25 protein-coding genes are annotated in these 26,797 nt (G+C 66.2%); 18 read left to right on the top strand and 7 right to left on the bottom strand.

Annotated elements, in window-relative coordinates; all coding sequences use genetic code 11:
• Positions 1 to 100 precede the first annotated feature (100 nt).
• The 4 genes from ACQPXH_RS17210 to ACQPXH_RS17195 all read right to left on the bottom strand — a co-directional run bounded on the left by ACQPXH_RS17210 (position 101) and on the right by ACQPXH_RS17195 (position 5,299).
• Positions 101 to 1,369 (bottom strand): dihydrolipoamide acetyltransferase family protein, encoded by a 1,269-nt coding sequence (locus ACQPXH_RS17210; protein ID WP_433597544.1) that lies wholly within the window; start codon positions 1,367 to 1,369, stop codon positions 101 to 103.
• A gap of 11 nt (positions 1,370 to 1,380) precedes the next feature.
• Positions 1,381 to 2,364 carry an alpha-ketoacid dehydrogenase subunit beta gene (locus ACQPXH_RS17205; RefSeq protein ID WP_433597543.1) on the bottom strand — a complete coding sequence of 328 codons (984 nt, stop codon included), beginning with the start codon at positions 2,362 to 2,364 and terminating at the stop codon, positions 1,381 to 1,383.
• A 124-nt stretch (positions 2,365 to 2,488) separates the two neighbouring features.
• Complete coding sequence (gene lpdA, locus ACQPXH_RS17200) at positions 2,489 to 3,943, bottom strand: dihydrolipoyl dehydrogenase (RefSeq protein WP_433597542.1); 1,455 nt, start codon at positions 3,941 to 3,943, stop codon at positions 2,489 to 2,491.
• Between the two features lie 156 nt (positions 3,944 to 4,099).
• Positions 4,100 to 5,299 carry a PucR family transcriptional regulator gene (locus ACQPXH_RS17195; protein WP_433597541.1) on the bottom strand — a complete coding sequence of 400 codons (1,200 nt, stop codon included), beginning with the start codon at positions 5,297 to 5,299 and terminating at the stop codon, positions 4,100 to 4,102.
• A 321-nt stretch (positions 5,300 to 5,620) separates the two neighbouring features.
• Here ACQPXH_RS17195 and ACQPXH_RS17190 point away from each other — a divergent pair, with 321 nt between their 5' ends.
• The 14 genes from ACQPXH_RS17190 to ACQPXH_RS17125 all read left to right on the top strand — a co-directional run bounded on the left by ACQPXH_RS17190 (position 5,621) and on the right by ACQPXH_RS17125 (position 16,086).
• Complete coding sequence (locus tag ACQPXH_RS17190) at positions 5,621 to 6,181, top strand: hypothetical protein (RefSeq protein ID WP_433597540.1); 561 nt, start codon at positions 5,621 to 5,623, stop codon at positions 6,179 to 6,181.
• Between the two features lie 5 nt (positions 6,182 to 6,186).
• Positions 6,187 to 7,338 carry an SRPBCC family protein gene (locus ACQPXH_RS17185; protein WP_433597539.1) on the top strand — a complete coding sequence of 384 codons (1,152 nt, stop codon included), beginning with the start codon at positions 6,187 to 6,189 and terminating at the stop codon, positions 7,336 to 7,338.
• A complete protein-coding gene (gene gvpJ / locus ACQPXH_RS17180) occupies positions 7,335 to 7,739 on the top strand; it encodes a gas vesicle protein GvpJ (RefSeq protein ID WP_433597538.1) in 405 nt (134 codons plus the stop codon). Before ACQPXH_RS17185 ends, gvpJ (ACQPXH_RS17180) begins: the two co-directional genes overlap by 4 nt.
• Positions 7,739 to 8,497 (top strand): GvpL/GvpF family gas vesicle protein, encoded by a 759-nt coding sequence (locus tag ACQPXH_RS17175; RefSeq protein WP_433597537.1) that lies wholly within the window; start codon positions 7,739 to 7,741, stop codon positions 8,495 to 8,497. Before gvpJ (ACQPXH_RS17180) ends, ACQPXH_RS17175 begins: the two co-directional genes overlap by 1 nt.
• Positions 8,498 to 8,500: 3 nt before the next feature.
• Positions 8,501 to 8,758, top strand: a complete 258-nt coding sequence (locus tag ACQPXH_RS17170; RefSeq protein WP_433597536.1) for a gas vesicle protein GvpG — start codon at positions 8,501 to 8,503, stop codon at positions 8,756 to 8,758.
• 14 nt (positions 8,759 to 8,772) lie between these two features.
• The gene (gene gvpO / locus ACQPXH_RS17165; RefSeq protein ID WP_433603487.1) at positions 8,773 to 9,099 is read left to right on the top strand and encodes a gas vesicle protein GvpO; all 327 of its coding nucleotides are present in this window, start codon (positions 8,773 to 8,775) and stop codon (positions 9,097 to 9,099) included.
• On the top strand, positions 9,096 to 9,488 hold the full coding sequence (gvpJ, locus tag ACQPXH_RS17160) for a gas vesicle protein GvpJ (RefSeq protein ID WP_433597535.1): 393 nt from the start codon (positions 9,096 to 9,098) through the stop codon (positions 9,486 to 9,488). Before gvpO ends, gvpJ (ACQPXH_RS17160) begins: the two co-directional genes overlap by 4 nt.
• Complete coding sequence (locus ACQPXH_RS17155) at positions 9,481 to 10,275, top strand: GvpL/GvpF family gas vesicle protein (protein WP_433597534.1); 795 nt, start codon at positions 9,481 to 9,483, stop codon at positions 10,273 to 10,275. The genes gvpJ (ACQPXH_RS17160) and ACQPXH_RS17155 overlap by 8 nt, the downstream gene beginning before the upstream one ends.
• The gene (locus ACQPXH_RS17150; protein WP_433597533.1) at positions 10,272 to 10,508 is read left to right on the top strand and encodes a gas vesicle protein; all 237 of its coding nucleotides are present in this window, start codon (positions 10,272 to 10,274) and stop codon (positions 10,506 to 10,508) included. The genes ACQPXH_RS17155 and ACQPXH_RS17150 overlap by 4 nt, the downstream gene beginning before the upstream one ends.
• Positions 10,501 to 10,791: a gas vesicle protein K gene (locus ACQPXH_RS17145; RefSeq protein WP_433597532.1), complete on the top strand. Its 291-nt coding sequence runs from the start codon at positions 10,501 to 10,503 to the stop codon at positions 10,789 to 10,791. Before ACQPXH_RS17150 ends, ACQPXH_RS17145 begins: the two co-directional genes overlap by 8 nt.
• A 70-nt stretch (positions 10,792 to 10,861) precedes the next feature.
• A complete protein-coding gene (locus ACQPXH_RS17140) occupies positions 10,862 to 12,136 on the top strand; it encodes an ABC transporter substrate-binding protein (RefSeq protein WP_433597531.1) in 1,275 nt (424 codons plus the stop codon).
• Entirely contained in the window at positions 12,133 to 13,953 is a 1,821-nt protein-coding gene (locus ACQPXH_RS17135) for a hypothetical protein (protein ID WP_433597530.1), read from the top strand. The genes ACQPXH_RS17140 and ACQPXH_RS17135 overlap by 4 nt, the downstream gene beginning before the upstream one ends.
• A complete protein-coding gene (locus ACQPXH_RS17130) occupies positions 13,950 to 15,584 on the top strand; it encodes a tetratricopeptide repeat protein (RefSeq protein ID WP_433597529.1) in 1,635 nt (544 codons plus the stop codon). The genes ACQPXH_RS17135 and ACQPXH_RS17130 overlap by 4 nt, the downstream gene beginning before the upstream one ends.
• 157 nt (positions 15,585 to 15,741) lie before the next feature.
• Positions 15,742 to 16,086 (top strand): LuxR C-terminal-related transcriptional regulator, encoded by a 345-nt coding sequence (locus ACQPXH_RS17125; RefSeq protein WP_433597528.1) that lies wholly within the window; start codon positions 15,742 to 15,744, stop codon positions 16,084 to 16,086.
• A 21-nt stretch (positions 16,087 to 16,107) separates the two neighbouring features.
• Here ACQPXH_RS17125 and ACQPXH_RS17120 read toward each other — a convergent pair whose 3' ends face one another.
• Positions 16,108 to 16,770, bottom strand: a complete 663-nt coding sequence (locus ACQPXH_RS17120) for a serine protease (protein ID WP_433597527.1) — start codon at positions 16,768 to 16,770, stop codon at positions 16,108 to 16,110.
• 579 nt (positions 16,771 to 17,349) lie between these two features.
• Positions 17,350 to 17,616, bottom strand: a complete 267-nt coding sequence (locus ACQPXH_RS17115; protein ID WP_433597526.1) for a hypothetical protein — start codon at positions 17,614 to 17,616, stop codon at positions 17,350 to 17,352.
• Positions 17,617 to 18,065: 449 nt separating this feature from the next.
• Here ACQPXH_RS17115 and ACQPXH_RS17110 point away from each other — a divergent pair, with 449 nt between their 5' ends.
• The 4 genes from ACQPXH_RS17110 to ACQPXH_RS17095 all read left to right on the top strand — a co-directional run bounded on the left by ACQPXH_RS17110 (position 18,066) and on the right by ACQPXH_RS17095 (position 25,498).
• Positions 18,066 to 23,528: a carboxyl transferase domain-containing protein gene (locus ACQPXH_RS17110; RefSeq protein WP_433597525.1), complete on the top strand. Its 5,463-nt coding sequence runs from the start codon at positions 18,066 to 18,068 to the stop codon at positions 23,526 to 23,528.
• 187 nt (positions 23,529 to 23,715) lie between these two features.
• On the top strand, positions 23,716 to 23,991 hold the full coding sequence (locus ACQPXH_RS17105) for a hypothetical protein (RefSeq protein ID WP_433597524.1): 276 nt from the start codon (positions 23,716 to 23,718) through the stop codon (positions 23,989 to 23,991).
• Positions 23,978 to 24,355 carry a cutinase family protein gene (locus ACQPXH_RS17100; protein ID WP_433597523.1) on the top strand — a complete coding sequence of 126 codons (378 nt, stop codon included), beginning with the start codon at positions 23,978 to 23,980 and terminating at the stop codon, positions 24,353 to 24,355. The genes ACQPXH_RS17105 and ACQPXH_RS17100 overlap by 14 nt, the downstream gene beginning before the upstream one ends.
• Before the next feature lie 78 nt (positions 24,356 to 24,433).
• Complete coding sequence (locus ACQPXH_RS17095) at positions 24,434 to 25,498, top strand: sulfite oxidase (protein WP_433597522.1); 1,065 nt, start codon at positions 24,434 to 24,436, stop codon at positions 25,496 to 25,498.
• Here the strand turns inward: ACQPXH_RS17095 and ACQPXH_RS17090 are convergent.
• Positions 25,471 to 26,655 carry an NAD(P)/FAD-dependent oxidoreductase gene (locus ACQPXH_RS17090; protein ID WP_433597521.1) on the bottom strand — a complete coding sequence of 395 codons (1,185 nt, stop codon included), beginning with the start codon at positions 26,653 to 26,655 and terminating at the stop codon, positions 25,471 to 25,473. The genes ACQPXH_RS17095 and ACQPXH_RS17090 overlap by 28 nt on opposite strands.
• Between the last annotated feature and the right edge of the window lie 142 nt (positions 26,656 to 26,797).

Raw genomic sequence — 26,797 nt, 5'->3', positions numbered from 1 at the left:
TGAGTTCCCCGGTGTTCCTTCGTCGCGTTGGAGTGGACGCGGAAACGGTATCCGGCTGGTGCGGTGGTGTGGTTTTGATCAGTTCAGCGAGAAGGACCGGTCAGGTGATGATGCGCAAGGGGTGTTCCAGGAGTTCGGTCAACTGTTGGAGGAACCGTGCGGCGGTTGCGCCGTCGATCGCGCGATGGTCGGCGGAGAGGGTGACGCGCAGGATGCTGCGGGTGACGACCTGGGAGTCGTCGAGGCGTAGTTCGTCTTTGGCCGCACCCACGGCGAGGATGGCGGATTCCGGCGGGTTGATGACCGCGGTGAATTGTTCGATGCCGAACATGCCGAGGTTGGAGATGGTGAAGGTGCCGCCGCTCATTTCGTCGGCGCGGAGTTTGCGGTCGCGGGCGCGTTCGGCTTTGTCGCGGGTTTCGGTGGCGATTTCCGACACGCTCTTGCGGTCGGCGTCGCGGACGACGGGAACGAGTAGCCCGGCGGGGGTGGCGACGGCGATGCCGAGGTGAATTCCGCGGTGCCGCAGGAGTTTGTCGTCGGCGATGGATACGTTGACGGCAGGATCGGTGCGCAGTGCGGTGGCGACCGCTTTGACGAGTAGGTCGTTGACGCTGACCTTGGTCTTGCCTGCTTGCTCGAGGGTGCGATTGATCTCGACGCGGAAGGCCAGCAGGTCGGTGACGTCGATTGCGCTGGTCAAGTATATGTGCGGGGCTTGCTGTTTGCTTTCGGTGAGGCGTTTGGCCGAGACCTGCTGGATGGTGCTGAGCGGGATCTCGTCGTAGTCGCCCGAGGCGGTCACCGATGCTACCGGCGGTGCGGCAGGAGTGGATTCGATAGTGTGGTAAGCGGATTCGACATCATTGCGAGTGACCCGTCCGCCGGGGCCGGTGCCGGCTACGGTGGCGAGGTCGATGTCGAGTTCGCGGGCGATCTTGCGGGCCAGTGGTGAGGATTTCTTGTGAGTTCGGGTCTCTTTTGCCCCGGAAACAGTTCCAGCGGCGTCGATCGGATTATCTTGCGCACCAGCGCTTCCCTGCGGGGCTACATGTTCCTTCGCCGTATTACTCTCTGCCACACCGCTTTCGGCAGCAGAGTTCGGTCCGGCAGAGCCGCCCGGCGTGGACCCGGTTCCGTCGCCGATCAGCGCGATCGTGTTGCCGATCGGGACCCGCGAGCCCGGCTCGAACAGAATCCGTTCGAGAATGCCGTCCTCGTAGGCTTCGAGTTCCATCAGCGCTTTGTCGGTTTCGATTTCGGCGACGATATCGCCGCGGCTGACCTTGTCGCCGACCTGCTTGAGCCAGGCGACGACGACGCCTTCCTCCATGGTGTCGGACAGGCGGGGCATGATGATGTCGGGCATGTGAAGTCCTCTCAGCGGCGTCGGCCGACGGCCGCGAGGGTTTCCGCGGCCGCGGTGTAAAGGGATTCGGCGGACGGCAGCGCGATCTGTTCGAGAGTTTTGGCATAGGGCAGTGGCACCTCGGCCATGGCGACACGGCGCACGGGCGCGTCCAGGTAGTCGAAGGCGCCGTCGGAGATGGAGGCGGCGATCTCCGCGCCGATGCCGTAGGTGAGCCAGTCGTCTTCGGCGACCACCGCGCAGCCGGTCTTGCGTACGGAGTTGACAATGGTGTCGCGGTCCAGCGGGCGTAGGCTGCGCAGGTCGATGACCTCGGCCGAGATCCCTTCGGCGGCCAGCTTTTCGGCGACCTGGGTGGCGATTGTCGCCATGCGCGAGTAGCCGATCAGGGTGATATCGGTCCCCGGACGCGTAATCGCCGCCTTGCCGATCGCGACGGGCGGAAGATCCTCGGGCACTTCGCCTTTGGTGTTGTACAAAGCGAGGTTTTCCAGGAACAGCACCGGGTCGTCGTCCTCGATCGCGGCGCGCAGCAGTGCCCGAGCGTCGGCTGGGGTGCTGGGGGCGACGACCTTCAGGCCGGGCACGAACGCGTAGTACAGCTCGATGTTCTGTGAGTGGGTGGCGCCCAGTTGCTGGCCGCCGCCACCCGGGGTGCGGATGACCATCGGCACGCTGGTCTGCCCGCCGAACATGCCGTAGATCTTGGCGGCGTGATTGACGATCTGGTCCAGCGCCAGCAGCGAGAAGTTGATCGTCATGATCTCGACCACCGGGCGCAGACCGAGCATGGCCGCCCCGATGGCCGCGCCGACGAATCCCTCTTCGGCGATCGGGGTGTCGCGTACCCGCTTCTCGCCGAATTCGTTCAGCAGGCCGGCGGTGATCTTGTAGGAGCCTTCGAAGACGCCGATCTCTTCCCCGATGAGGACGACGTCGGCGTCGCGACGCATCTCCTCGCGCAGGGTTTCGCGCAGCGCTTCGCGATAGGTCATGACAGGCACGGTGGTGTCCTCAGCAGTTGCGGGAAGTGTTCTCAGAACAGCCGGCGAACGCCTTGCGCGTCGCGGCCTTCGACGTGGTCTTACGGGGTGCGGTGGTCGTGGTCACGGTGGCTCCTCAGCGTTTGCGTGGCGCGATGTGCACGGGCAGTCCGAGTCCGGCCAGCGCCGCCTCCATGCCGATCTCGCCGAGGGTCGGGTGGGCGTGGATGGTGCCTGCCAGCTCGTCGAGCGTCGCTTCGAGCGAAATCGCAAGCGCGCCTTCGGTGATCAGGTCGCTGGCCGAGGGCCCGATGATGTGCACCCCGAGGACTTCCTGATGCTGTTGCCCGGCAACAATTTTCACGAATCCCTCGGTCTCGCCGAAGGTTTTGGCTCGCCCCAGGGCCGTGAACGGGAAGCGCACGGTGATCGCCTCGTGCCCGGCGGCGCGGGCGGCGGCCTCGGTGAGTCCGACGCTGGCGATCTCCGGATGAGTAAAGGTGGCCGCGGGGATCACCGTGTAATCGATATGTGCCTGATGTCCGGCGATCACGTCGGCGGCGGTGAGGCCTTGATGGGAAGCGACGTGGGCGAGCAGCGCCCGACCGGTGACGTCGCCGATGGCGTAGACGTGGGCGGTGCCGGTACGCAACTGCTCGTCGACGGTGATGAATCCGCGGTCGTCGGTGGCGATTGCGGCAATGTCCAAGCCGAGGTCGGCGGTGTTGGGACGCCGACCGACACCGACCAGCACCACATCGGCATCGAGCTCGCGCGCCCGCGGGCCGTCGACAGTCACACGCAGTGCCTGATTCGACTCTTGTGCAATGGATTTCACCGTCGACCCGGTGACCACCGAAATGCCGCGCTTGCTGAAGGAGCGCCCCAGCGCGGTCCCGATATCGGTGTCCTCCGCGGGAACGAGGCGGTCCTGCATTTCGACGATCGTGACCTCGGCGCCGAAGGTGGCGAACAGGCTGGCCCATTCGGCGCCGACCGCGCTGCCGCCGATGATCACCAGCCGCTTCGGCACCTCGGTCAACCCGAATGCGCCGTCGGAGGTGATCACGCCGGGCAGGTCCGCGCCGGGAATCGGCAGTCGAGCGGGTACCGAGCCGGTCGCGATGATCACATCGCGCGCACTGACCTGCCGGATCGGCGCGGTCGGGGCGGCGGCGTAGCGCGGACCCTGCGGACCGACGGGTGAGGGGCCCACCTCGTGCACCTCGACGGTGGTGGGATCGATGAACCGGGCATGGCCCTCGATGACCGTCACCCCGTTTGCCGCCAGCAAACCCGCCACACCGTCGGTGAGTTCGGTGACGATGCCGTCCTTGCGCCGGCGCACAGCTGCGAAGTCGAAACGCACATTGTCGGCGTGGACACCGAAATCCGCTGCGGCGCCGACGGTCTGGAAAACCTCCGCGGATCGCAGCATGGCCTTGGTGGGAATGCAGCCCCAGTTCAGGCAGACCCCGCCTGGCCGTTCCTTCTCCACCAGGGCGACCGTCAAGCCGTGCTGGGCCGCGCGGATGGCGGCCACATAGCCGCCGGGGCCGCCACCGACCACCAAAAGATCGAAGTCCGGCACTCGTGGTGCTCCTCGTCTCGAACGATTTTCGACTCGGCACAGGTCCGGCGCGAGTCATCATCGACGAGTCTGGTCACCACCCAGCGCACAGACAATCACTCCGAAGCCCAGGAAATCGGTCTCGAAAATGGGCGCTGAGCCCAATTCCACGGGTGCCTACCGGTGCTCTGATTCGCCGAGTCGGAGCGCCGCGAGCGCGAGCGAGAGCTCCAGATAGGAGCGTTGTCCGTCGAGCGGACCACCGAGCAAGGTCGAGATGCGCTGCAACCGGTTGATCACGGTATTGCGGTGGCAATGCAGACGCGGCGCGGCATTGGCGGCCGAGCAGTTCTCCGCCAGCCACACCGCGAGGGTCTGCAGCAGTGAGTCACGCTCTTTGACCGGGAGGGCCAGCACCGGGCCGAGGGTTCGGGTGACCAGCAGTTCGGTCAGATCGGGCGAGCGGACCAGCAGCGCTTCCGGATAGCGCTCGTCCAAGGCGACCAATCCCGTTGCGTCCCAGGGCATTGTCCGCATCGCGACGAGAGCGAGCGCGTGCGCGGTATCGACATCCGCGAGTCCCGCGACAGCAGGGGAGGCGCCGGCCAGTCCACGTATCTGGGGGCGAAGATGAGCCAGCACGCTAGCGCTGTCGTGACGGGCCAGCGACACCAGCCCGATCGTGGCGTCCACGCGGTCATGCCATACCGACCGAATCCCCAACGCGCCCAATGCGGTTTCGGCGCCCGCTCGCAGCGGCCGTCCCTCGCCGCCGCGGACCGCGACCACCAGATAGGCCCCCTGGGCGGGCAAGTTCAGCTCGCGCGCCACCCGTGCTGCGAAGGTCGCGTCATGCGCGCGCCCGGCGAGCAGATCCTCGATCAGCGCGTGCCTGCGGCGTTCGTCGTGGCGCACCTGTTCGAGTTCGGCATTGCGATACGACGTGACCAACGCCGAGGACAACCCATCGATCACCGTCCACATCGCGGTACCCGCCTGGCGGACCTCCCGCGCGTCGATCGCCTCGGCCTTGTCCAGCAACGCCTCCCACACGATCCCGCCGCCGAGGCGGAACGTGCGCAACATCGCCTCCAACGGCACCGCTTGCGCAGCGCGATGCCTGCCGATCGCCGCGGCCACATCATCGTGTTCGGGATCGGTCGCCACCCCGCCCAGCAGATCCAAGATCCGGGTCAGATATTGCCGGCACCCTTCCCGCAACTCCTTGCGCGGCACCGAGGTGTAATCCGTCCACTCCGGGTTATCGGTGAAAATCGCCGACAGCAACCGCCGGGTCAGCAGTGGAATCTCCGCCCGGCAGGCCGCGGCCAACTTCCGTGTACCCGCGGTGGCGACTGGATGCTGGGGTGTAGCCATACCAGTCGACGCTACCCAGTGCCGTTGCGGCGTCGATAGGCGACTTTCGCGGGCCGCACCCATAGACCTATCCGGTAACCAGGAATACGCTGAAGTTGCCAAATGTTCTGCGTCCCGATCTATCCCACTCTGGGGCGTCATATCTCGGACGTCCGGGCTTCGCTGATGCGTTTGGGTGTCGAGGCGAGCAAGGAGTGAGCTGTGAAAGGTGGAGCAAGAATTGCCATAGGGGTGGGCATTGGATACGTGCTGGGGCGCACACGAAAGATGCGATTCGCGCTGGCGCTGGCGGGTGCGGCGATGTCGAGACGGTCGTCGGGAATGCCCTCGGAACTGCTCGAGCGGGGGACGTCGTTGCTCAAATCGTCGCCGGAGCTGACCCAGATCAGCGATACCGTCAAGGGTGAGTTGGTGGGCGCTGTGCGCTCCGCCGCGGTCACCGCCGCCAGCAACCGCATCGACGCGCTCAACGCCCGGTTGCAGCAGCGTGCCATACCCGACGCGGAGGAGGACCGAGTCGAGTCGCAGGAGCCGGTTTCGGACGAGGACGAGGACGAACGGCCCGAAGGCGAGTTGGCCGAGGAAGAATCTGCTGAGGAAGAATCTGCTGAGGAAGAATCCGCTGAGGAAGAACCGGCCGAGGACGAGTACGACGAGGACGACTTCGCCCGAACCCGAGACGAGTACGACGAGGACTCCGCGCGGACCAGTGCACGGCCGCGGGCACGCCGGACGCGTACAGCCACGCGTAGGACGGGCTCACGGACCGCGGACCGGGCACCCGGGTCCGCCGAGCGTAAGGCACCCTCGGTCCGCCGACGCCGTAGTCGCGTCGACACCGATGAAGCCGACGAAGCGCCTGTGCGACGCACGAGGAGATGAGGCCGATGGCGGCCAAAACACTGCGTGATGCGACGACCGGAGTCGGCAAGAAAGCCGCCGCCTCCGCGGGCCGGGCCACAAAAGCCGCGACCGGGGCCGGATCGACCATCCAGAGGAAGACCCGAAAAGCGGTCCCGGCCAGCCCGCTGCAGCAATCGGTGCAGAATCTCACCGCGACCCTGGCCGAACGAGCGGCTTCCGGGCTCTCGGGGAAGGTATCGAAGGCCGCCGACCGGCTGAATGAATACGCTGAGGACGGTGGGGGAAATCTACTTTCGGCGATAACGGGAGTGGAAAAACTCAGCCAAGGCGCCTCACCACTGCGAGCGACGATGAGTGCCGGCATGGAGAAGCTGAAGCACTCCGTCCGCGACAACTTCGAAACGGTCAAAGAGTCCGTGACCGGGGGCAAGGGCAAGGGTGGCGGCAAGAAGCGCAAACCGACCAATATCGTCGAGCAGCTCGACCTGGGCGTTCCGATCGACCTGGCCTACGACCAGTGGACCCGGTTCGCGGACTTTCCGAAGTTCACCAAGAAGCTCGAGCAGGTCGAGCAGGAGGCCGACGAGAAACTCACCTGGACGGGCAAGGTGTTCTGGTCCAGGCGGACTTGGAAATCCACGATCCTCGAACAGGTGCCCTTCGAGCGGATCGTCTGGCGTTCTTCAGGCGCCAAGGGCTACATCGACGGCGCGGTGAGCTTCCACGAGATCACACCGGATCTCACCCGCATCCTCGTGGTGCTCGAGTACCAACCCAACGGCGTCTTCGAGAAGACAGCCAATCTGTGGCGCGCGGCCGGTCGCCGCTGCCGCCTGGAACTCAAGCAATTCGAGCGGCACGTCATGACCGAGGCTGTGCTGCACCCCGACGACGTCGTGGGCTGGCACGGCGAGATCCACGACAGCAAGGTCGTCAAGGACGACGAGACCGCACGGCGCGAGGAACAGGAGAACGCCGAGGCCGAAACTGCGGACGACGAAGATCGAGACGAAGGGGAACGCAAAGACGAGTCCGACGAATACGACGAGGCCGAACAAGACGAGGACGAGCAAGACGAGGTCGAGCAGACCGCGCCCGCGTCACCCCGCCGTCGATCGGGTTCGCAGCGCAGCACAGCGGCCCGCCGGTCGAGCGAGAGGAGAGCACGAACATGACCATCGAACCCGCAGGCGGTGGCGGAACCGGCACGATGGCGCGCCCGAATTCCTCCAGCCTTGCCGACGTTGTGGACACAATTCTGGACAAAGGACTGGTTATCGACGCGTTCGCGCGCGTGTCGTTGGTCGGTATCGAGCTGGTGACCGTCGACGCTCGAGTCGTGGTGGCCAGTGTCGACACGTATCTGCGCTTCGCCGAGGCCGTCAACCGGCTCGAAATTTCCACCAGTGAACCCAAGGGCTTGACCGATATCGTCGGCGACGTCACCGAAGGCGCGAGCAAGCACAAGACGAAGGGCGCGCTCGAGGCGGCGGGCGAGAAAGTGAAAAGCTTCCTCGACGACGTCGAGGACCAGCGTCGAACAGCACCCCGGTCTTCGCGGCGCAGGGAGGAATGATGGCTACCGCTCACGCCGTATACGTCTACGGCATCGTGCCCGCCGATGTGGAGCCGCAGCCGCATGCCAGTGGTATCGGCGACCCCCCGAGCGACGTCGCGGTGGTGCGGCACGGCGAGATTGCCGCGCTGGTCAGTGACATCGCCACCGATCACCCGCTCGGCGAGCCCGATGACCTCGCCGCGCACGCCAAGCTGCTGGACGAGTCAGCGGCCGTGGTTCCGGTGCTGCCGCTGCGCTTCGGAGCGGTGATGACCGATGAGGGGGCGGTGGAGAACGAGTTGCTCGGCGAACACGAGGACGAGTTCCGCGCCGCGCTGGAGGAATTGGAGGGTCGTGCGCAGTTCGTGATCAAGGGACGCTACGTCGAGAATGCCGTGCTGCGTGAACTCGTCGACGAGAACGCCGAAGTCGCCCGGCTACGCGAGGAGATCCACGACAAACCCGAAGACGCCACCCGCGATGCCCGGATCGCACTCGGCGAAATGATCAATCAGGCGATCGAAGCCAAACGCGCCGAGGACACCCGCAGGGTGATTTCCGAACTCGAGGATTTCGATCCGCTCGTCAACCAGCGGCAGCCCACCCATGAGGAGGACGCGGTCCACGTCGCGGTTCTGCTCGACAACAGTCGGCAGGGCGATCTGGAGGATGTGCTGGGTCGGCTCGCCAGGGACTGGGACGACCGCGTCGAACTCACCCTGCTCGGACCGATGGCGGCCTACGACTTCGTGACGAAGCAGGCACCCGAGAGCTGAACCATGGGCCTGCTCTCGGCGATCGTCTCGTTGCCCCTCGCTCCGGTGCGCGGCGTGATCTGGCTGGGCGAACTGATCCAAGATCAGGTAGAGCAGCAGGTTCAAAGTCCCGCGTCGGTGCGGCGTGAACTCGAGGAGATCGATGCGGCTGCCGCAGATGATCGCCTGTCCGAAGAAGAGCGCAAGCAAGCGCAGAAGGCTGTTCTCGATCGCAGAGTCCCGTTGAGAGGCGGCGCGACGGAGACCGACCGGAAGGAGTGACTCGCGTGGCACGCATGACCACTCCAGAAGACCCCGAGAACGTGGACTCGGTGTCGGACGAACCGCCTCCCATCAGTGCGGCGCAGGCCTCAGCCGCGGCAATAGATATCCTTGGCGAACTGACCTCGAAGCACGTCGAAGGCGTCACCTCCATGGAGACGACCGACGACGGATGGGTGATCGAGATGGAAGTGCTCGAGGATCGCCGCATCCCCTCATCGTCGGACATGCTGGCGCTCTACGAACTCGAGCTCGATGTGGACGGAAATCTGCTGGCCTACCGCAGAACCAGGCGCTACTACCGCGGCAGCACCGATATCGGTGGAAGAAATCAACGATGACGGTGGTCGGAGGCGAGTCGTCGGCACCGCAGCCCTACGGTGGCGGACGTCAGTCGACGAATCTCGCCGACATCCTCGAACGGGTGCTCGACAAGGGTTTGGTGATCGCGGGCGACATCCAGGTGAATCTGCTCGACATCGAACTGCTCACGATCAAGCTGCGGCTGGTCATCGCGTCCTTGGAGACGGCCAAGGCGGTGGGCATCGACTGGTGGGAGACCGACCCCTGGCTCAACAGCAAGGCCCGCACACTCGAGCGGCAGGATCACGACCTCGAACTCGAGAACCGGGAACTGCGCGACCGAATCGCCGAACTCGAAGCCGCACGACAGGTCCCGCAATCTCTCGAAGGCCACCGCGAGGCCAAGGAATCGAGGCGGCGTGACTGACGAGGTCGGCGTCTGGCTGTACGCGGTGACTCGCGCCACCGACGCTGCGGCGGGGCTGGGCTCGATCACCGGCGTCGCGGGCGAGCCGGTACGCGCGGTGGTCTCGGATGCGCTGGTGGCGTTCGTGGGATCGGTGCCGCTCGCGGTATTCGGGGAGCAGGCACTACGGCGGAACTTGGAGGATCTGGACTGGCTCGCGGCGACAGCCCGGGCGCACGACGTCGTGGTGTCAGCGCTGGTGCGGCGCGGCCCGACCGTCCCGCTACGCCTGGCCACGGTCTTTCTCGACGACGAGCGGGTGCGCGACCTGCTCGATGCGCGGCGTGCGGACTTCACCGCGGCGCTGACCCTGGTGACCGGCCGCACCGAGTGGGGCGTGAAAGCCTATACCGACCGTGCCGCCCTCACCGCCGCGGTCGCCGATGCCAGGGCCGCGAGCACGGGGAGCGAAAAGGGCACGGGCACAGCCTATCTGGCCCGTCGCCGCGCGGAACTGTCCGCACAGGAGACTGTGGAACGCGACGCGGCAGAGCGGGCCGAGGCGGTACATGCGCGCCTGGTTCGCCGGTCCGCCGCGGGACGTCGTCAACCGGCGACGGACCCGGCGCTGAGCGGCCGCCGCGATTGGATGGTGCTCAACGGCACCTATCTGGTCGATGACGATCACGCCGGTGACTTCGCCGCGGCCGTGGACGAACTCGGCAAGCAATTGCCCGGCATCCGGCTCGAAATCACCGGTCCGTGGCCGCCGTATTCGTTCGCCGGCGTAGACCAGGAGCCGATATGAGACCCGCGGACCAGAGCGTCGACGACGAGCGCCGGGTCGCGCTCGTCGATCTGTTGGACCGAGTGCTGGCCGACGGGGTCGTCATCACCGGCGATATCAGGCTGGCCATCGCGGACGTAGACCTGGTCGCGATCTCGTTGCGAGCCCTCGTCTCATCCGTCAGTACGCTGTCTGCCTTCTCGGTCGAACCCGCGGCGGCGCACCCTGAACTGGAACCGCCCCGCGATGACTGAAGTCGGTGGCATTGCCCCGCGTATCGATACCAACCCCGAATCCGTCGAGCGCGGGCTCGTCACGCTCGTGCTCACACTGGTGGAGTTGCTGCGGCAGCTGATGGAACGCCAGGCCCTGCGGCGCGTGGACGAAGGCGAGCTGACCGAGACCGAGATCGAACGCATCGGCACCACCCTGATGCTGCTCGAACAACGCATGGAGGAACTGCGCGACCATTTCGGCCTCACCCCAGAAGATCTCAACATCGACCTGGGTCCCTTGGGAAAGCTTCTTCCCGACTGACAGCGTGATGCAATAATTCTCGGTGACACCATCACCGCTCTGTTGGGGGAGCATGGGGACGAGAAGAGCTTTGCTGCAAGCGGGTTGGGTGCTGCCGCTGGCCGCGTGTGCGCCGCAGCTGTTGTGGGGCGATTCGGGGTCGATCCGAATCGGAGTGTCGTGGAGCGGTGCGGAGCTGGCAGCCTTCCGGAAAGTGTTGGAGCCGATGCCTTTCGCGCGATCGGTGGATGTGATTCCGATGGGCGACGAGATCGGTACCGCGTTCAGCGCGGGCGGGAAGTCGGCGCCGGATATCGTGCTGCTGCCGCAGGCCGGCCAGGTTCGCGCACTCGTCGACGACGGTAAGCTTCGGCCGGTCCCCGATGTGCTGTGGACCGACGACCACGGGGCACGGTATCCCGAGTTGTGGCGACAGCTGTTGTACCACAATGGAAAACCGTACGGGGTGCCGTTCAAGGCCGCCGACAAGTCACTGGTCTGGTACGACCGGCAGACCGTCGACACCTACCACCTCGGCGACCCCGCCGATTGGACGATCGCGGATTGGGTCGACCGGATCGAGGTGCTGGCCGATACGCCGATCCGGTTGCTGGCCCTTGCCGCGGCGGACGGCTGGGTACTGACCGATGTCTTCGAGAATGTGCTGCGCGCCGAATCTCCGCGCACCTACGACGATTTGACGACCACCACGCAGGAGCGTGTCTGGGACCGGCCCGCCGTGCGCGCGACGTTCGGAAATCTCGCGCGACTGTGGGGCCGACGGCATGCCATCGCGGGCGGCGTCGCGGTGGCGTTGACCCGTCAGTTCCCGGATGCGATTCGAGAGGTGTTCGAGCACCGCCGCGCCGTTATGGTGATCGCACCGGATTTCGCCGAACCCGTTGTCCGGGAGTGTCTTCGAGCATCCGGTCGACGGCCGGAGGAGGTGGTCGGTATCGCACCGTTCCCGGTCACCGGCCTCGGTGGTGAACGGCCGCGGATTGTGGGCGGCGATGTCATGGTGGTGACCAGATACGCGGGCTCGCGCGCAGATGAGGTGGTGGTGGCGCTGGCCGCGCCGGAGGCGCCGCTGCCGTGGATTCAGGGCGACGGCGGCTTCATCGCCCCGAATACCCGGACCGCCGTGCGCTATTCGACACTGCTGGAACCGATTGCAGGTGCGCAGAGCCCCTGGAGCGCGTTCGATCTGTCCGATCAGCTGGGAGCGGTCGGCGGCCGTAATGGGTTGTGGCGCATACTGACCGAGTTTCTCATCGCGATCGGTGACGGTGCCGCCGAGCGGCCGGATGCCGCGATCGATCGCGCGATCGCCGCACTGGACGGATTCGAGCGGAGTCGCCGATGACGGGTGTTGCCGACTTCCGTGCCAACGGATTGCGCATCGAACTCGCGACTCGCCGGATGCGCGGCCCACTGATACCAGGCGGGCGGCCACATCGCTGGCTCGGTTGGGCGGGCCTGCTGGCGGTCGGGTTGATGGCGGCGTTGCTGATGGCGCCCGCGGTGTGGACGGTGGCGATCGCGGTGCCCGCGCGTCCGCGAATCGTGTTCTCCTGCACACTTGTTGCCTGCGGTGCCGTCGCCTTCACTCTGATCCGCAGGCGTGGATCGGCGAGTCGGGCGCGCCGGTCGGTGCTGGCGGCTTGCGCCGTGCTCATCGCGCTCGGGCTCTGGTTACTGGCCGACGCCCTGGCCGGTGACGGACGATGGGCGTACCTGCTGACCATGCTGTGGGTCGTCTTCGGTCTGGTCCTGCTGCTCGTCGCCGTCGGCATCGCTTGGCTCTCACGCGATTCGCGCAGGTTGTGGGCGCCGTTGATCGTGCCGTTCGGTATCTCGGCATTCGTCTCGGGTGTCGCCTTCCGGATAATCTTCCAGCAGCTCGCCGCCCGGTTCGGCATCGAAAGCGTTGGCGGGTACCGGATCTGGTTCGCGCTGATGCTCGGTTCGGCGTTTCTGTGGACCTGGCTGGGTTTCCTCACCGGTTTGTTGCGCGCCGATATCCGTGCCATCGAGGCGGATCCGGTGCGGTCGGGCTATCTGCACGGGCAGGGAAAGCGTTTCCCACTGCTGCGCCTACTGGAGTTGGTGCGTCCGATCCTGCTCATCCTGGGATTGGTCGTCGCGGTGGCCGCGGCCAGGGTCTTCGATGTGGTGCTGATCGGGGTACCCGGTTCGATGCAGTACCAGCTCGACAGTGCGACCGTGCAGTGGTGGCGACTGGCCACCGATGATGATCTCGGCGCGGGTGTCGCCGCGGCATACGCGCTGCCGTTGGCGGTGCTGGTCGGCTTCGTGGCCTGGCTGCCGCGGACCAGCGTGCGCGGGCAGCGCGGTGGGCAGAGCTACGCGGCGGTTTCACCGCCGGTGGATGCCAGTCGCCGCATCGGTCCGGTGCGTGCGGTCGGAATCGCCGCGGTGTCGCTGTTCGCGTTGGTGCCGATCCTGGTGCTCATCGCCGTTTGTCTGAACGGCCCCAAGGGATTCGGGCTTTCCGCACTCACCGGCATGTGGGGCGATGAATCCTTCCGTGCGGCATGGCAGACGACGTTGCTGGTTGCCGGTTTGGCGACGATCGTGGTGGTGGCGGCCGCCCTTCCGGTGGCGCATCGACTGGCCGCGGGCCGTCAGGAGGGTGTGGTCTCGCGGATCGCGGTGGTGTCCCTGGTCGTCCTGTCGGTGCTGCCCGCGCAGAGCTACCTCGGTTCCCTCGATACGTTCATCGACACGTTCAACTTGTCCGGCACCAGGATTCCGTTGATCTTCGTGCACGCTGCCGCGGGATTGCCGATCGCGATCCTGATTCTGCGCGGTGCGATGCTGGCCCCGCCGGACACGCCGGCGGATGCGGTGCTGCACGGTCTGGCCAGTCCGGGAACCGTGACGCGGCGGCTGCTGGCATCGGCGGGCCCGGCCGTGGTGGCGGTCGCGGTGCTGGAATTCATCCAGGTGTGGAACGACTTCTTCATCGGTCTGATGATGAACGGTGCGGGTGCCAGCCCCTGGTCGCTGCTGCTGTGGGGCGAGGCACGGCAATTCAACGAGAACGCCGCGGAATTGGCGGCCGGGTCGCTGTTGTCGGCCGTGCTACCCGTGCTGCTGCTGCTTGCCACGTGGCGGCGCTGGCTGGTACCGGGACTGACCGGCGGGACGCTGTCGTGACGGCGCCACGCGGATTCGAGGCGCCCCAGCAGAGCACGCCGCGCTCGTCGATCTGGGAGGGTGTGCTCGGCACAGCGGAGGTCGTCGCGTGGGCGCTGGTCCTCGAACTCGGTCGCAATATCGTGGTCAACTCGCTCGGCGACAGCGATGTCGTCAAGGTGATCGGCGGGTTGCTGCGCGGGCTCGCCATCGTCGCCGTGCTGGGCGCAGGCGCGTATGTGGCGTACCGACGCATAGACGGCTTTCGCGAAAGAGTGCGCACCGAAAGGGAACTCGCTCTGATCGCCGAACTCGTCGAACCCGGCGCGCCGGTACGCTTCGTCGACGCCAGAAACTGTCCTGATCCGCCGCGGCAGCTTTCCGAACTCGATCACGATCCCGTGCTCGCCGCTTTGCGGGAACTGCCGGTTCAGGAATTCGAGACAGCCGCCCTGCTCGGGGTGCTGACTGCCGTTCTCGAGGCACCGACCCGGTTGCCGCCGGATTCCGCACCCGACGGGCGCACCGCGACCCTGCTGCTGGCCGACCTCGAGGTTCGCGGAGTCGTCGATTATCTCGGCGCCGATCGATATTGCCTGCGTAAGGCGCCGCGGCTGCCGCTCACCGCGGAGGTCGTCAGCGGACCACACTGGCGGGCGGCGTTGTCCGCACTGTTGCATCACTACGCGGACCGGGCCAGCCGCTGGGCGATCGCGTTGGAAACGGTTCGTTTCGCCAAGGGGGCGCGACGCTGGTTCGAAGCGGAAGAAGAATATCTGCGCAAACTCTTCCCGAATCCGGGAACACGGCTTCCGAGCGCGGCGGTACACGAACTCGCCAGAATCGCGGACGCCCTCGACGTCTGGTATGCCCGCACGGGCCTACCCGAGAATGCCCACGGCGTAGCGCGGGCGCTGTGCGAATTCACCGATACCGCCGACGATTTCCCGCTGCGTAGTGAACTGGCCGCGCTCCGGGCGGGTAGGTTACGTCGACGACCGCCGAAGTATCGGCCACGCGCCCTGTCCACGAGTCTGTCCGCGCGCTGGTCGCACTACACCGCGCTGCATCGACTCGAAACCGCGCCGCCGAGTCCGACCGTGCTGTCCGAGTCGGCCGAACAACTCGAAGCGGCCTGGTGGTTGCTCCCGCGTACGGATCTGGCCGCAGTCGTGTGTGCGCTGATCAACCTGGCCGTCGTCCATTTACATCAGGGTCGGCTGGACGCCGCCCAGGACCGCCTGGAATTGGCCGAATCCTTGACCCGCGACGGCCGCGACCCCGATGGCCGGGCCCAGACGCGCGAGACACTCGGCGTGCTCTGGTGGACGCGTGGTGAACCCCGCCGGGCGCTTCGGCATTGGCAACGCGCTCTCTCCGCCTACCGCGAGCTCGAAGATGATCTCGGTACCGGCCGCTGCCTGCAGCACCTCGGATCGGCCGTCGTCCTGGCCCCTGAACACGGGGGTCTGCTGCTGGGTAACGACCCTGCGCTCACCCGTGCCGAAGTGCTCCGGCAGGCCGGCGGGTGGCTGGCCGCCGCCCGCCGGCTGCATCCCGCCGCTCTGCACGCCGAACACTATGCACGCCAGGCCGGTTCGACGCTGCACACCGTCGACCGCTGGCCGCTACCCGCCCCGGATCCGCAATAGCCGGGTTCACCGTGGAACTCGGCAGCCGGAGTAGCTCGGGGAAGAGTTTGCGACCCAACGATCACCCCGACTCCTGGTCGCGGAACTCACGGTCTGGAATATTTCCGAAAATGAGACCTAGGGAACGATCAAACCCCTACCCCATATACCAAGTTAGTTGAATTATTACATCAGGCGGCTTGGGTGGCGCATTCACCCATCCGAGGATGAACGAACGATTGCCCAGACCGGTCTGCCGGCCCGGACCGCGCTGACCGACGCTCAGTATCTGATTCTCGAGGCGCTATGTCGCCCGTACGACGCTGAGACCGGCTTCACCTACCCCGCATCGAACTGGCAGATCGCGCACGATCTCTGCCTGAGCGTCGCCACGGTGAAGACCCACATGCGGGCGCTGTTCAAAATATTCGACGTCGAATCCTTCCCGCAGAACAAAAAACGCATGCTTCTGGTCGAGCGCGCAGTCGACAGCGGCGTGATCGTCAATCACCACGGGCGATAGCTGGAATGTGCGGTGATACCGCTAGATCGGGCGGAAACCCGCTCCGATCCCACCGCGCGCATCGACGTCGTCCATGATGGCGGCAATATTCGCGCCGAGCTGCGGTCCCAGGCACGGCACCCTCAGGTATCCGTTCACCATGCCTACGAGCGTTGTGCCGACCACGACCGGGCCGCCGGAGTCACCGGGCAGGACGCATATCTGCGTCCAGGTCCAGGTGTTGGTCTGGTACACATCGCCGTAGGCCAGTCCGCAGGTCTGGCCCGTGGTATAGCCCTCCTTGCACGCGATATCCGGGAACTGCGCCGGACCGCCCAATCCGGTAATCGTCGTATTACCCACGTGGTTCACAGGTACGACCTTGTCCGGATCGAACACGATGACGGCGTAGTCCATATCGTTGTTCGCGTAGGCGAAGGTGCCGACCACGCCGGCGTCACGGTTGGCGTCGGCAACGACCGTGGTACCCGCATCACCACAATGACCCGCCGTGAAGCCGACCAGTCGACCAGCGGCATCGTGCCCGATCGTGGTCAGCGTGCAGACGCCCTGGTCGCCGACGACAATGCCGGAACCGCCGCCCAGTACCGACGGGTCTGTGGCATGCGCAGTGCCTACTTGCACCCCGGCCGACGCTGCGCATGCTGCGAGCACAGCCGCAGCCCTCGCGAGCTTCCTGAACATGTTCGATCCAATCGCTGAGCTGCAACTATCCGGTCATGCGAGGCAGATGCCCGTACCGAGGGGGAAGATCGGTGGTACGAAGCAGACCCACCACAGAAATGGGTTCCACCACAAAATGGCAGGCTCGACCTGCGGGGGGAGCTGTTCGGAGGCGGGTGCCACCTGGACAGGCGCAGGGGGAGCGGCCGGGGCGGGCGCGGCGGTAGCAACGCCTGACCCGAGAGCAAGCATCGGTGCGAGCGCTGCCGCTGCTACGGCTGCGCGAATTTTGGTGCTGTTCATGATGGTTTCCTTCAACTGAGCTTCAGGGACGCCCTCATCTGTCGAAGGCCTCCCGCAGATGAACACCACCAACTCTTCTCGTAGAGTGCTCGGAAGATCATCATCCCCCGGGTTGGAAACACTCACACCTCGCTGATGCCAGCCGTCAGCCCGGGGCCATCGGAGCACGTCATCGCAGATAAAGAAGTGTCAGGCACGCGCTGTTGATCCGGTGGCGCGATGATGTTCGGTATGGGTGGCAACCACGCGGGGTATATCGGCACTCGGGTACAACTGCCCGCGCGCCCGATAACCGCATCACGGGCCGGATGTCGTGTCCGGGTCCATGCTCGCGGCATTGAGATTCTCGGCAGCGAAACGGGCGATCGTGCAGGCCTGCCGCGCAAGCGCTTCCGGGTGCGCGGTCCGCTGCGCCAGCGTGGCACGAATCCGATCCAATGACGCTGTGGCATCGCCGGTCGCTCGGCGGAGCACGGTGTAGCGACGGTCGAGTTCGCGGTAGGCGAGGTCGATGTCGTGGTAGCGGCGGCACAGGTCGGCCATATGGTTGAGCAGGTCGGCCACCTCACGTGTGGTCAGGGTGAGGGTGGGGTGGGGTGCTCCTCGCCGGAGAGGATCGCCTCGCCCGCGACCTCGGCGCAGCGCGCGTGCAGTACATCGAGAATGTCGGCCACACAGATCACCTCCCACACTGCGCCCGAACCCGCGAGAAAGATTGCAGGTCAACGCATCTGACGATGGTCGGACGCGAATCGACGCTGCCACTCGATTGATTGCTTTGATCGATACGCGACTCGGCTACGACTCGATCACGGGTACGGTACTGGAATCCTGCCGACCGACGAATTCCGCCATTAGTGTCATAGGCATAAATGAGGTATTTCGCACGATACGCGCGGGTAACCAGCTGACGCTGTGTACTTGGGCGTAGTAGGAGTGCAAACTACGCCGGACGGGCAGTCGCAAACCGTCGCCCGACCGGGCCAGTGCTGTGGAGTGGAAGGAGTTGGCGCGTGTTCAGCCGCATCGCCATCGTGAACCGGGGAGAGGCCGCTATGCGCCTCATCCATGCCGTCCGAGATCTGGCCGCGGAGACCGGGCGACCGATCGAAACCGTCGCTTTACACACCGATGTCGACCGGAACGCGACATTCGTGCGCGAGGCCGATATCGCCTATGACCTCGGTCCGGCGTCCGCGCGCCCGTATCTGGATCTGAAGGCGCTCGAGCTCGCTCTGGTGACGACCAAGGCCGACGCCGCTTGGGTCGGTTGGGGTTTCGTCGCCGAGGATCCGGCCTTCGCCGAGCTGTGCGAGCAGATCGGCGTCACCTTCATCGGCCCCAGTCCGGAGGCCATGCGCAAGCTCGGTGACAAGATCGGTGCCAAGCTGATCGCGGAGGAAGTCGGTGTGCCGGTCGCGCCGTGGAGCCGCGGTGCCGTCGACACCGTGGACGCCGCCATCGCGGCCGCAGCCGAGATCGGCTACCCGCTGATGCTGAAGGCGACCGCCGGCGGTGGCGGCCGTGGTATCCGGGTCATCACGAACGAGGCCGAGCTCGTCGATGCCTACGAGCGCACCCGTCAGGAAGCCGCGCGCGCGTTCGGCAGCGGCGTGGTCTTCCTGGAACGGCTGGTGACCGGTGCACGGCACGTCGAGGTCCAGGTGATCGCCGACGGCCAGGGCACCGCGTGGGCGCTCGGCGTCCGCGACTGCTCGGTACAGCGGCGCAATCAGAAGGTCATCGAGGAGTCGGCGTCGCCGGTACTGCGTCCCGAGCAGGCGGCCGAACTCAAGGCATCGGCCGAGCGGTTGGCGATCGCGGTCGACTATCGCGGCGCCGCGACCGTCGAGTTCCTGTACCACCCTGGTGACGAGCTGTTCGCATTCCTCGAGGTCAATACCCGACTGCAGGTCGAACACCCGATCACCGAGTACACCACCGGTTTCGACCTGGTTCGGGCGCAACTGCTGGTCGCATCGGGCGGCAAGCTCGCGGGCGAACCTCCGGCCGAGCGCGGGCACGCGATCGAGGCCCGGCTCAATGCGGAGGATCCGGACCGCGACTTCGCGCCCGCTCCGGGCCGCATCGCCCGGCTGGATCTGCCCGCCGGGCCCGGCATTCGAGTCGACACCGGTGTCAGTGAGGGCGACACGATTCCCGCCGACTTCGACTCGATGATCGCCAAGATCATCGCCTACGGTCGAAACCGCGACGAAGCGCTGGGCCGGCTGCGCCGGGCAGTGGCGCAGACCCGGGTCGTCATCGAGGGCGGCGCGACGAACAAGAGCTTCGTGCTCGACCTGCTGAACCAGCCCGAGGTGATCGACGCCAGCGCCGACACCGGCTGGATCGACCGTGTTCGCGCCGAGGGACGCCTGGTATCGCATCGCCACTCGGCGGTCGCGGTGGCCGTCGCCGCCATCGATGCCTATGAAGAGGACGAGCGCGTCGAGCGGCACCGGCTGCTGTCCACGGCGGCCGGCGGCCGTCCCCAGGTGCAGCACGAGAGCGGCCGGCCGCACGACCTCAAGCTGCGCGGCGTCGGCTACCGGGTGCGCGTGGCACGGATCGGTGCGCACCGGTTCCGCATCGGCATCGAGGCGGGCGGCGAAATGCGTGCCGCCGATGTCGATCTCGAACGTTTCGACCGCCACACCGGGCAGATCGTGGTCAACGGCACCCGGCACCGCGTGATCACCGGCACGCACGGGACGATTCATCTGGTCGATGTGGACGGGGTGACGCATCGGATCAGTCGTGACGAGGGTGGCGTCGTCCGCTCGCCTGCTCCCGCGCTGGTCGTTGCCACGCCCCTGGAGGTCGGTGCCGAAGTCGAGGCGGGTGCGCCGGTGCTGGTACTCGAGAGCATGAAGATGGAAACGGTGCTGCGCGCGCCGTTCCGGGCTCGGTTGAAGGAATGCGCTGTTACCGTCGGCACCCAGGTCGAGACCGGCGCGCCGCTGCTGCGGCTGGAGCCGCTCGTCGAGGACGACGAGGCCGCGGACGCCGAAGAAGTCGCGTCGGTCGAACTGGACCTGCCCGACGAGCCCGCACCGGACCGACCGCACGAGGGCATCGCCCGCAGCCTGCAGGACCTGCGCAGCTTGCTGCTCGGCTTCGACGTCGACCCGCACAACGAGCGCCGCGTGCTCGACCACTACCTCGCCGTGCGTCGGGCGGCCATCGCGGACAACCGCAGGCCCCTCGCCGACGAGATCGAACTCGTACAGATGTTCTCCGACCTGTCCGAACTGAGCCACAACCGGTCCTGGGACGAGGACGGCGTCCAGGGCCACGTCCACAGCGCCCGCGAGTACTTCCACACCTACCTGCAGAGTCTGGATGTCGAGCGGGCCGGGCTGCCGGAGTCGTACCAGGCCGAGCTGGCCAAGGCGCTCGGGCACTACGGCGTCACCGAACTGGATCGTTCCCCGGAGCTCGAAGCCGCTGTCTTCCGGATCTTCCTCGCCCAGCAACGGCCGTCCGACACCGTCACGGTCATCACCACCTTGTTGCGCGAGTGGCTGGGCGAGCCGGTGCCGGACCGGGCGCTGCGCGAGCCGGTCGGACTGGCGCTGGAGCGGCTGGTGGTCGCGACGCAGGTGCGCTTCCCTGTGATCGCCGACCTCGCCCGCGGTCTGGTGTACTCCTGGTTCGGCCAGCCGCTGTTGCGGCGCAACCGCGCCCGCGTCTACACCAATGTTCGTAAACAGCTGAGCCACCTCGACGCGTACCCGGAAACGCCCGATCGCGCCGAACGCGTTTCCGAGATGGTGCGCAGTACCGAGCCGTTGGTGCGGCTGCTCGGTCAGCGGTTGGTGCGCGGCAGTGCCGACAACACCGCCATGCTCGAGGTGCTGACCCGTCGGTACTACGGCAACAAAGGTCTGACCGGTGTGCACACCCGCGAGGCGGGCGGGTGCACCTTCGTGATCGCCGAGCGTCGGGGCCAGAGCCTGGTATCGGCGGCGGTGAGTTTCGACGCGCTCGATACCGTGCTGCGTGGTCTCACCGAACTGGCGACCGTGGCCGCGTCCATCGAAGTCGACATCTACCTGAGCTGGGAAAAGCAGCCGGAGGACTTCGACGCGATGGCGGCAGCATTGCAGGAAGTGCTCGGTACTCGGCCGTTGCCGAACCAGATCCACCGGCTCACCGCCACCGTCGCGGGCAGCGGCGGTGCGGTGATGCACCACCACTTCACCTTCCGCCCGTCCGCCACCGGTATGGCCGAGGAGCGTTTGATCCGCGGCCTGCATCCGTACATCGCGGAGCGGATGCAGATGAAGCGGCTGCGCAAGTTCGACCTCACCCGACTCCCGTCCTCGGACGAGGAGATCTACCTGTTCCGGTGCATTGCGAAAGACAACGCGGCCGACGAGCGTCTCGTTGCATTCGCGCAGGTGCGTGACCTGGCTGCGCTGCGCGAGCACGACGGCAGGCTGCTGGCGCTGCCGACGGCCGAGAGCACCATCGCCACCTGCCTCGACTCGATCCGCCGGGCGCAGTCGCAGCGGCCGTCGGCCAAGCGGTTCCACACCAACCGCATCGTGATGTACATCTGGCCAGCGGTCGAGATGACCCGCGCCGAGCTGGAGACGATCGTCGATCGGGTGGCGCCGACGACGGCGGGTGCCGGGCTGGAGGAGATCCTGCTCATCGCGCGGCACCAGGACCGGAAGTCCGGTGAGTTGATCAAGGTCGCCGTGCGCATCTCGTTCGACGCCACCGGCGGCACCGCGGTGACCATCGGTGAGCGGTCCGACGGGGTGGTCGAGCCGATCGACGAGTACCGGCAAAAGGTGCTGCGGGCCCGTAGCCGCAACACCGTGTACCCGTACGAACTGACCGGTCTGCTCGGTGAGTTCGCCGAGTACGACCTCGACGCCGATCACACGCTCGTCCCGGTCGACCGGCCCAAGGGACGCAACAAAGCCGCGATCGTCGCGGGTGTGGTCACCACGCCGACCGAGCAGTACCCGGACGGCATCACCAGGGTGGTGCTGCTCGGTGATCCGACGAAATCGCTCGGCGCGCTCTCGGAACCGGAGTGTCGTCGCGTGATCGCCGCGATGGACCTGGCCGAACAGATGCAGGTGCCGCTGGAGTGGTACGCGCTGTCCTCCGGCGCTCGGATCTCGATGCAGTCGGGCACCGAGAACATGGACTGGGTGGCGGCGGCGCTCAAGCGGATCGTCGAATTCACCCAGGACGGCGGCGAGATCAACATCGTGGTCTCGGGCATCAACGTCGGCGCGCAGCCGTACTGGAATGCCGAAGCCACCATGCTCATGCACACCAAGGGCATCCTGGTGATGACGCCGGACTCGGCGATGGTGCTCACCGGCAAGCAGGCGCTGGACTTCTCCGGTGGTGTGTCGGCCGAGGACAACTTCGGTATCGGCGGCTACGACCGGGTGATGGGTCCGAACGGGCAGGCGCAGTACTGGGCGCCGAACCTGCACGCCGCGCGGGATGTGCTGATGTCGCACTACGACCACACCTATGTGGCGCCCGGCGAGCAGTCGCCGCGGCGGTCGCAGACCAGCGACCCCGTCGATCGCGACGTCTCCGACTTCCCGCATGTCGTGGCGGGCAGCGACTTCACCACGGTCGGCGAGATCTTCTCCGCCACGGCGAACCCGGACCGCAAGAAGCCGTTCGACATCCGAACCGTGATGCGGGCGGTGGCCGATCAGGACCACCCGGTGCTGGAACGCTGGGCGGGGATGGCCGACGCCGAGACAGCCGTAGTGCAGGACGCGCGTCTCGGCGGTATTCCGGTGTGCCTGCTCGGCATCGAGTCCAGGGGAGTGCCGCGCCGCGGCTACCCCTCTACCGACGGACCGGACACCTACACGGCGGGCACGCTGTTCCCGCAGTCCTCGAAGAAGGCCGCGCGGGCGATCAACGGGGCCAGCGGCAATCGGCCGCTGGTAGTGCTGGCGAACCTGTCGGGCTTCGACGGCTCGCCGGAATCGATGCGGAAGTTGCAGCTCGAGTACGGTGCCGAGATCGGCCGTGCGATCGTGAACTTCCAGGGCCCCATCGTGTTCTGCGTGATCTCGCGCTATCACGGCGGCGCGTTCGTGGTGTTCTCGAAGCTGCTCAACCCGAGTATGACCGTGCTCGCGCTGGAAGGCTCGTTCGCCTCGGTGCTCGGCGGCGCTCCGGCGGCCGCGGTGGTGTTCGCCGGTGAGGTCGACGCCCGTACCGCAGCCGATCAGCGCGTGCGAGATCTCGAAGCACGTGCCGCGAACGCGCTCGGTGCCGACCGTGCGGCTCTGACGGCGGAACGCGACGAGGTCCGGTCGTCGGTTCGCACGGAGAAACTCGGCGAGGTCGCGGCGGAATTCGACCGCGTGCACAACATTCAGCGCGCTGTCGAGGTCGGTTCGGTCGACGCCATCATCCGCGCCGCCGAACTGCGCCCCCGCATCATCGAAGCCATCGAGGCGGGGCTGCCCGGCTGACCATCTGAGTGTTGAAACAGTCGCCCGACTCGGGCGCGACATCGCTCCCGAGTCGGCCGACTGTCGTCGTCCATGTGCCGCATAGCGGAGTACATTGAGACTTGTCGCTGACAAGTGTCACTCGACGCCTCACAATGGCGTGAGGGCTGAGGAAGCACTTCTCACAACGGCGTGAGAGGTGAGGAAAATGAGCGACCGAAAGGTGGTTCTGTTCAAGAGGTGGCCGATGGCATCGGCATTCGCGGTCTTGCTGATCGCGGCGAGTGCCGTGCTCGGTCCGCATGCCGCGGCACAATCGTGTGCCGCGGTGGATTTGGTGATGGCAAGGGGAACCCAGGAACCGGGGTACCTCGGAACGTACGTCGGTGATCCGCTGTACGACGCGATGCGGCGGGCATTACCGATGAGCGCGTGCGTATTCGGTGAACTACCCCGCGAATTTGACGGATGTGAGCGCGGGTAGCGCCGATCTGGTCGCACATGTCATATATCGAGCCGCGGCCTGCCCGGCCGAACGGTTCATACTCGCCGGCTACTCGCTGGGGGCGGGCGTGGTGCATGGCGCGCTCGGTACCGGTATCGTCGCCGGGCTGCCGGGGGTCGTACAACTGCCCGGCGATCTCGTCGACCGCGTGGCAGTAGTTCTGCTCTTCGGTGACCCGCTGCGCTCGATCGGGTGGAGCGTTCCCGACCGGTACTCCGATCGCACCGGCGAATTCTGCGCCGCCGGTGACCCGGTCTGTGGCGGCGGAACCGACCCCGGGGCACACGCCCGCTACGGCGATTTCATCGGTGCCGCAGTCGGATTCAGCGCAGCACGTTTGTAGCTCCTGTCGGACCCGACCGGGCGGTCCTATACTGACCCCGACAGCCTGTTCCGCCTCGATCAGAATCAGCCCGAGCCGATGACCGAACTCGTCTCGCGCGCGCAGGGCGTCCGGTTCGACGAGCTCGCCCTGGCGACGCGCAACCACGGCATGCAACTCGAGGGCATGCGGTACGACATCACGCCCGTCGGCATGCACTACCTGCTGATTCATTTCGACATCCCCGAGATCGACGCATCGGCGTGGCGACTGCGGGTTACCGGGAATGTCCAGCGCGAATTGGAGCTGTCGCTCGACGACATCAGGTCGCGACCGGCATCGACGATTCCGGTCACCCTCGAATGCGCGGGTAACGGACGCACGGGGATGGACCCGCGCAATGTCAGCACACCGTGGGGTCTCGAGGCGATCGGCACGGCAGCATGGACGGGCACCGCACTCGGTGGGATTCTCGACGACTGCGGTATCCGCGACGAGGCGGTCGAGGTCGTATTCACCGGGGCCGATCGCGGGTTCCAGGACAATGTGGAGCACAACTATCAACGCTCCCTGAGCATCGGCGAATGCCGCAGACCCGAAATTCTGCTCGCCTACGAAATGAACGGCGCGCCGCTCCCGCCGCAGCACGGCTTTCCATTGCGACTACTCGTGCCCGGCTGGTACGGCATGACGAGCGTCAAATGGTTGCGGAATATCGAAGTCGTGGACCTGCCCTTCACCGGGCTCCAACAGGCGGTGGCCTATCACTACCAACGCGACGTCGACGATCCGGGTGTGCCGGTTTCGCGAATCAAGGTGCGTGCGTTGATGATTCCGCCTGGCCTTCCCGATTTTCCGAGTCGGCGACGCACGGTCGACGCGGGTGCGGTCCTCCTTCGCGGTCGTGCGTGGTGCGGAACCTCGCCGGTGGTGCGAGTGGAAGTCGGCGTCGACGGTGTCTGGCGGGACGCTCAATTGGACAGCATTGCCGCCGAATTCGCCTGGCGCAGTTGGAGTTACACCTGGGATGCGCGACCGGGCGAGTATCGACTGGGCTGCCGGGCCACGGACGCGGATGGGAATGTGCAACCGACCGAGCAATTCTGGAATCGCCAAGGTATGGGAAACAACCTGATTCAGGAGTTCCCCGTAACTGTCCGCTGATCGGTGAACCAGCGCCGAATACGCGTAGCGGCGAATTCCGCCTTCTCGGTTGCCAATTCGGTCGAGGGTGTGACGAACGGCGCGACCGGTTTCGGCCCGGAAAGGAAGTCGGCGTCGACCTTGCCGACGAGTCCGTCGCCGAATTCGATGTAGCAGGAGCCCTGGCCGAGATATTTTCCGGGCGCGGGTGTTCCGCGCAGTTGCGCGCCGATATGCGCGGCGACCGTGCGCGCGGCGTTCTCTGCGAACACCCCTGCGCGCGGCACCGGCGCGTCCGCGCAGTCACCGATGGCGTAGACGCCCGGATACGGGGTGGCGAGGGTCCGCGGGTCGACGTGGATCCAACCATCGGCGCCGTCGACGGTCAGCCCGGATGCTTCGACGACGGGCGGGACGCAATGGGTCGGGATGCCGATGAACAGGTCGTAGGCGAGGACGCCGGTGCGGGTCTGCGCGATATGGTTCTCCGGGTCGAGCGCATGGACCCGCCGCCCCGGCGAGTAGTCGATGCCACGTTCTGCGAGCGCTTCGACAAGCGCCGCGGAAGTGTCCGCGGAGACCGGGATCGGTGAGTCCATCGGCGTGAGCACATGCATGCGGGTGCGGTCGCGGACGCCGCGACGGGTCAGCAGTTCGTGCAGCAGCATCGCGCCTTCGTAGGGTGCGGGCGGGCACTTGAACGGAACGCTCAACACCGCGACGAGAACGGTGCCACCGTCGAAATGGGCCAGCCGATCGCGTAGCCGGCAAGCTCCCTGGATCGAGTAGTACTCGTTACCGTCCGCTACGAACCCCGGGGTAGCGGCCGGGTCGTAATCGGCGCCCAAAGCGACAACCAGAAAGTCCGGGTCGTAGCTGGTGCGATCGGTGACGACGCGGCGGGTCTGCGGGTCGATCGAAGTGACCTGCTCCTGCCGGAACTCGACCCCCGGCAGGACCAGGTCGCGGTAGCTGACGCGCACGGATTCCGGGGTCCGATCGCGAAACAGGATCTCCAGCTTGGAGAAACCGAACGTGAACCCGTCGTTGCGATCGACCAGTACTACCCGAACCTCGCCGGGCAGTGACTCGGACAGGCAGGCCGCCAATTCCAGTCCGCCGAATCCGGCCCCCAGAACGAGCACCGTCGGCGTTCGAACATTCGCGGGTATCGACATAGCTGAACGCTTTCATCTCGGGAGATAGTGCTGGTATGGAATCGCGTGTTGTGGCGAGGTCCCCGATAGTCCGTCGTTCACGAGCGTGTTGATCGCGTATCCATTGTGCGCGCCACGTCGGCCGGATGGAACCCGGCCTGAT

The sequence above is a fragment of the Nocardia sp. CA-135953 genome, from assembly GCF_050955735.1.
In the GTDB taxonomy this organism is placed as follows: Bacteria; Actinomycetota; Actinomycetes; order Mycobacteriales; family Mycobacteriaceae; genus Nocardia.
Note: the sequence above shows the minus strand (reverse complement) of the source record. Positions and strands in the feature narration are given on the sequence as shown.

Bases quoted from the DNA above. Each gene is read 5' to 3' on its own strand.
- ACQPXH_RS17210 (WP_433597544.1), bottom strand. From the start codon at position 1,369: ATGCCCGACATCATCATGCCCCGCCTGTCCGACACCATGGAGGAAGGC.
- ACQPXH_RS17205 (WP_433597543.1), bottom strand. From the start codon at position 2,364: ATGACCTATCGCGAAGCGCTGCGCGAAACCCTGCGCGAGGAGATGCGT.
- ACQPXH_RS17195 (WP_433597541.1), bottom strand. From the start codon at position 5,299: ATGGCTACACCCCAGCATCCAGTCGCCACCGCGGGTACACGGAAGTTG.
- ACQPXH_RS17190 (WP_433597540.1), top strand. From the start codon at position 5,621: ATGCCCTCGGAACTGCTCGAGCGGGGGACGTCGTTGCTCAAATCGTCG.
- ACQPXH_RS17185 (WP_433597539.1), top strand. From the start codon at position 6,187: ATGGCGGCCAAAACACTGCGTGATGCGACGACCGGAGTCGGCAAGAAA.
- gvpJ (WP_433597538.1), top strand. From the start codon at position 7,335: ATGACCATCGAACCCGCAGGCGGTGGCGGAACCGGCACGATGGCGCGC.
- ACQPXH_RS17175 (WP_433597537.1), top strand. From the start codon at position 7,739: ATGGCTACCGCTCACGCCGTATACGTCTACGGCATCGTGCCCGCCGAT.
- ACQPXH_RS17170 (WP_433597536.1), top strand. From the start codon at position 8,501: ATGGGCCTGCTCTCGGCGATCGTCTCGTTGCCCCTCGCTCCGGTGCGC.
- gvpO (WP_433603487.1), top strand. From the start codon at position 8,773: ATGACCACTCCAGAAGACCCCGAGAACGTGGACTCGGTGTCGGACGAA.
- gvpJ (WP_433597535.1), top strand. From the start codon at position 9,096: ATGACGGTGGTCGGAGGCGAGTCGTCGGCACCGCAGCCCTACGGTGGC.
- ACQPXH_RS17150 (WP_433597533.1), top strand. From the start codon at position 10,272: ATGAGACCCGCGGACCAGAGCGTCGACGACGAGCGCCGGGTCGCGCTC.
- ACQPXH_RS17145 (WP_433597532.1), top strand. From the start codon at position 10,501: ATGACTGAAGTCGGTGGCATTGCCCCGCGTATCGATACCAACCCCGAA.
- ACQPXH_RS17135 (WP_433597530.1), top strand. From the start codon at position 12,133: ATGACGGGTGTTGCCGACTTCCGTGCCAACGGATTGCGCATCGAACTC.
- ACQPXH_RS17120 (WP_433597527.1), bottom strand. From the start codon at position 16,770: ATGTTCAGGAAGCTCGCGAGGGCTGCGGCTGTGCTCGCAGCATGCGCA.
- ACQPXH_RS17105 (WP_433597524.1), top strand. From the start codon at position 23,716: ATGAGCGACCGAAAGGTGGTTCTGTTCAAGAGGTGGCCGATGGCATCG.
- ACQPXH_RS17095 (WP_433597522.1), top strand. From the start codon at position 24,434: ATGACCGAACTCGTCTCGCGCGCGCAGGGCGTCCGGTTCGACGAGCTC.
- ACQPXH_RS17090 (WP_433597521.1), bottom strand. From the start codon at position 26,655: ATGTCGATACCCGCGAATGTTCGAACGCCGACGGTGCTCGTTCTGGGG.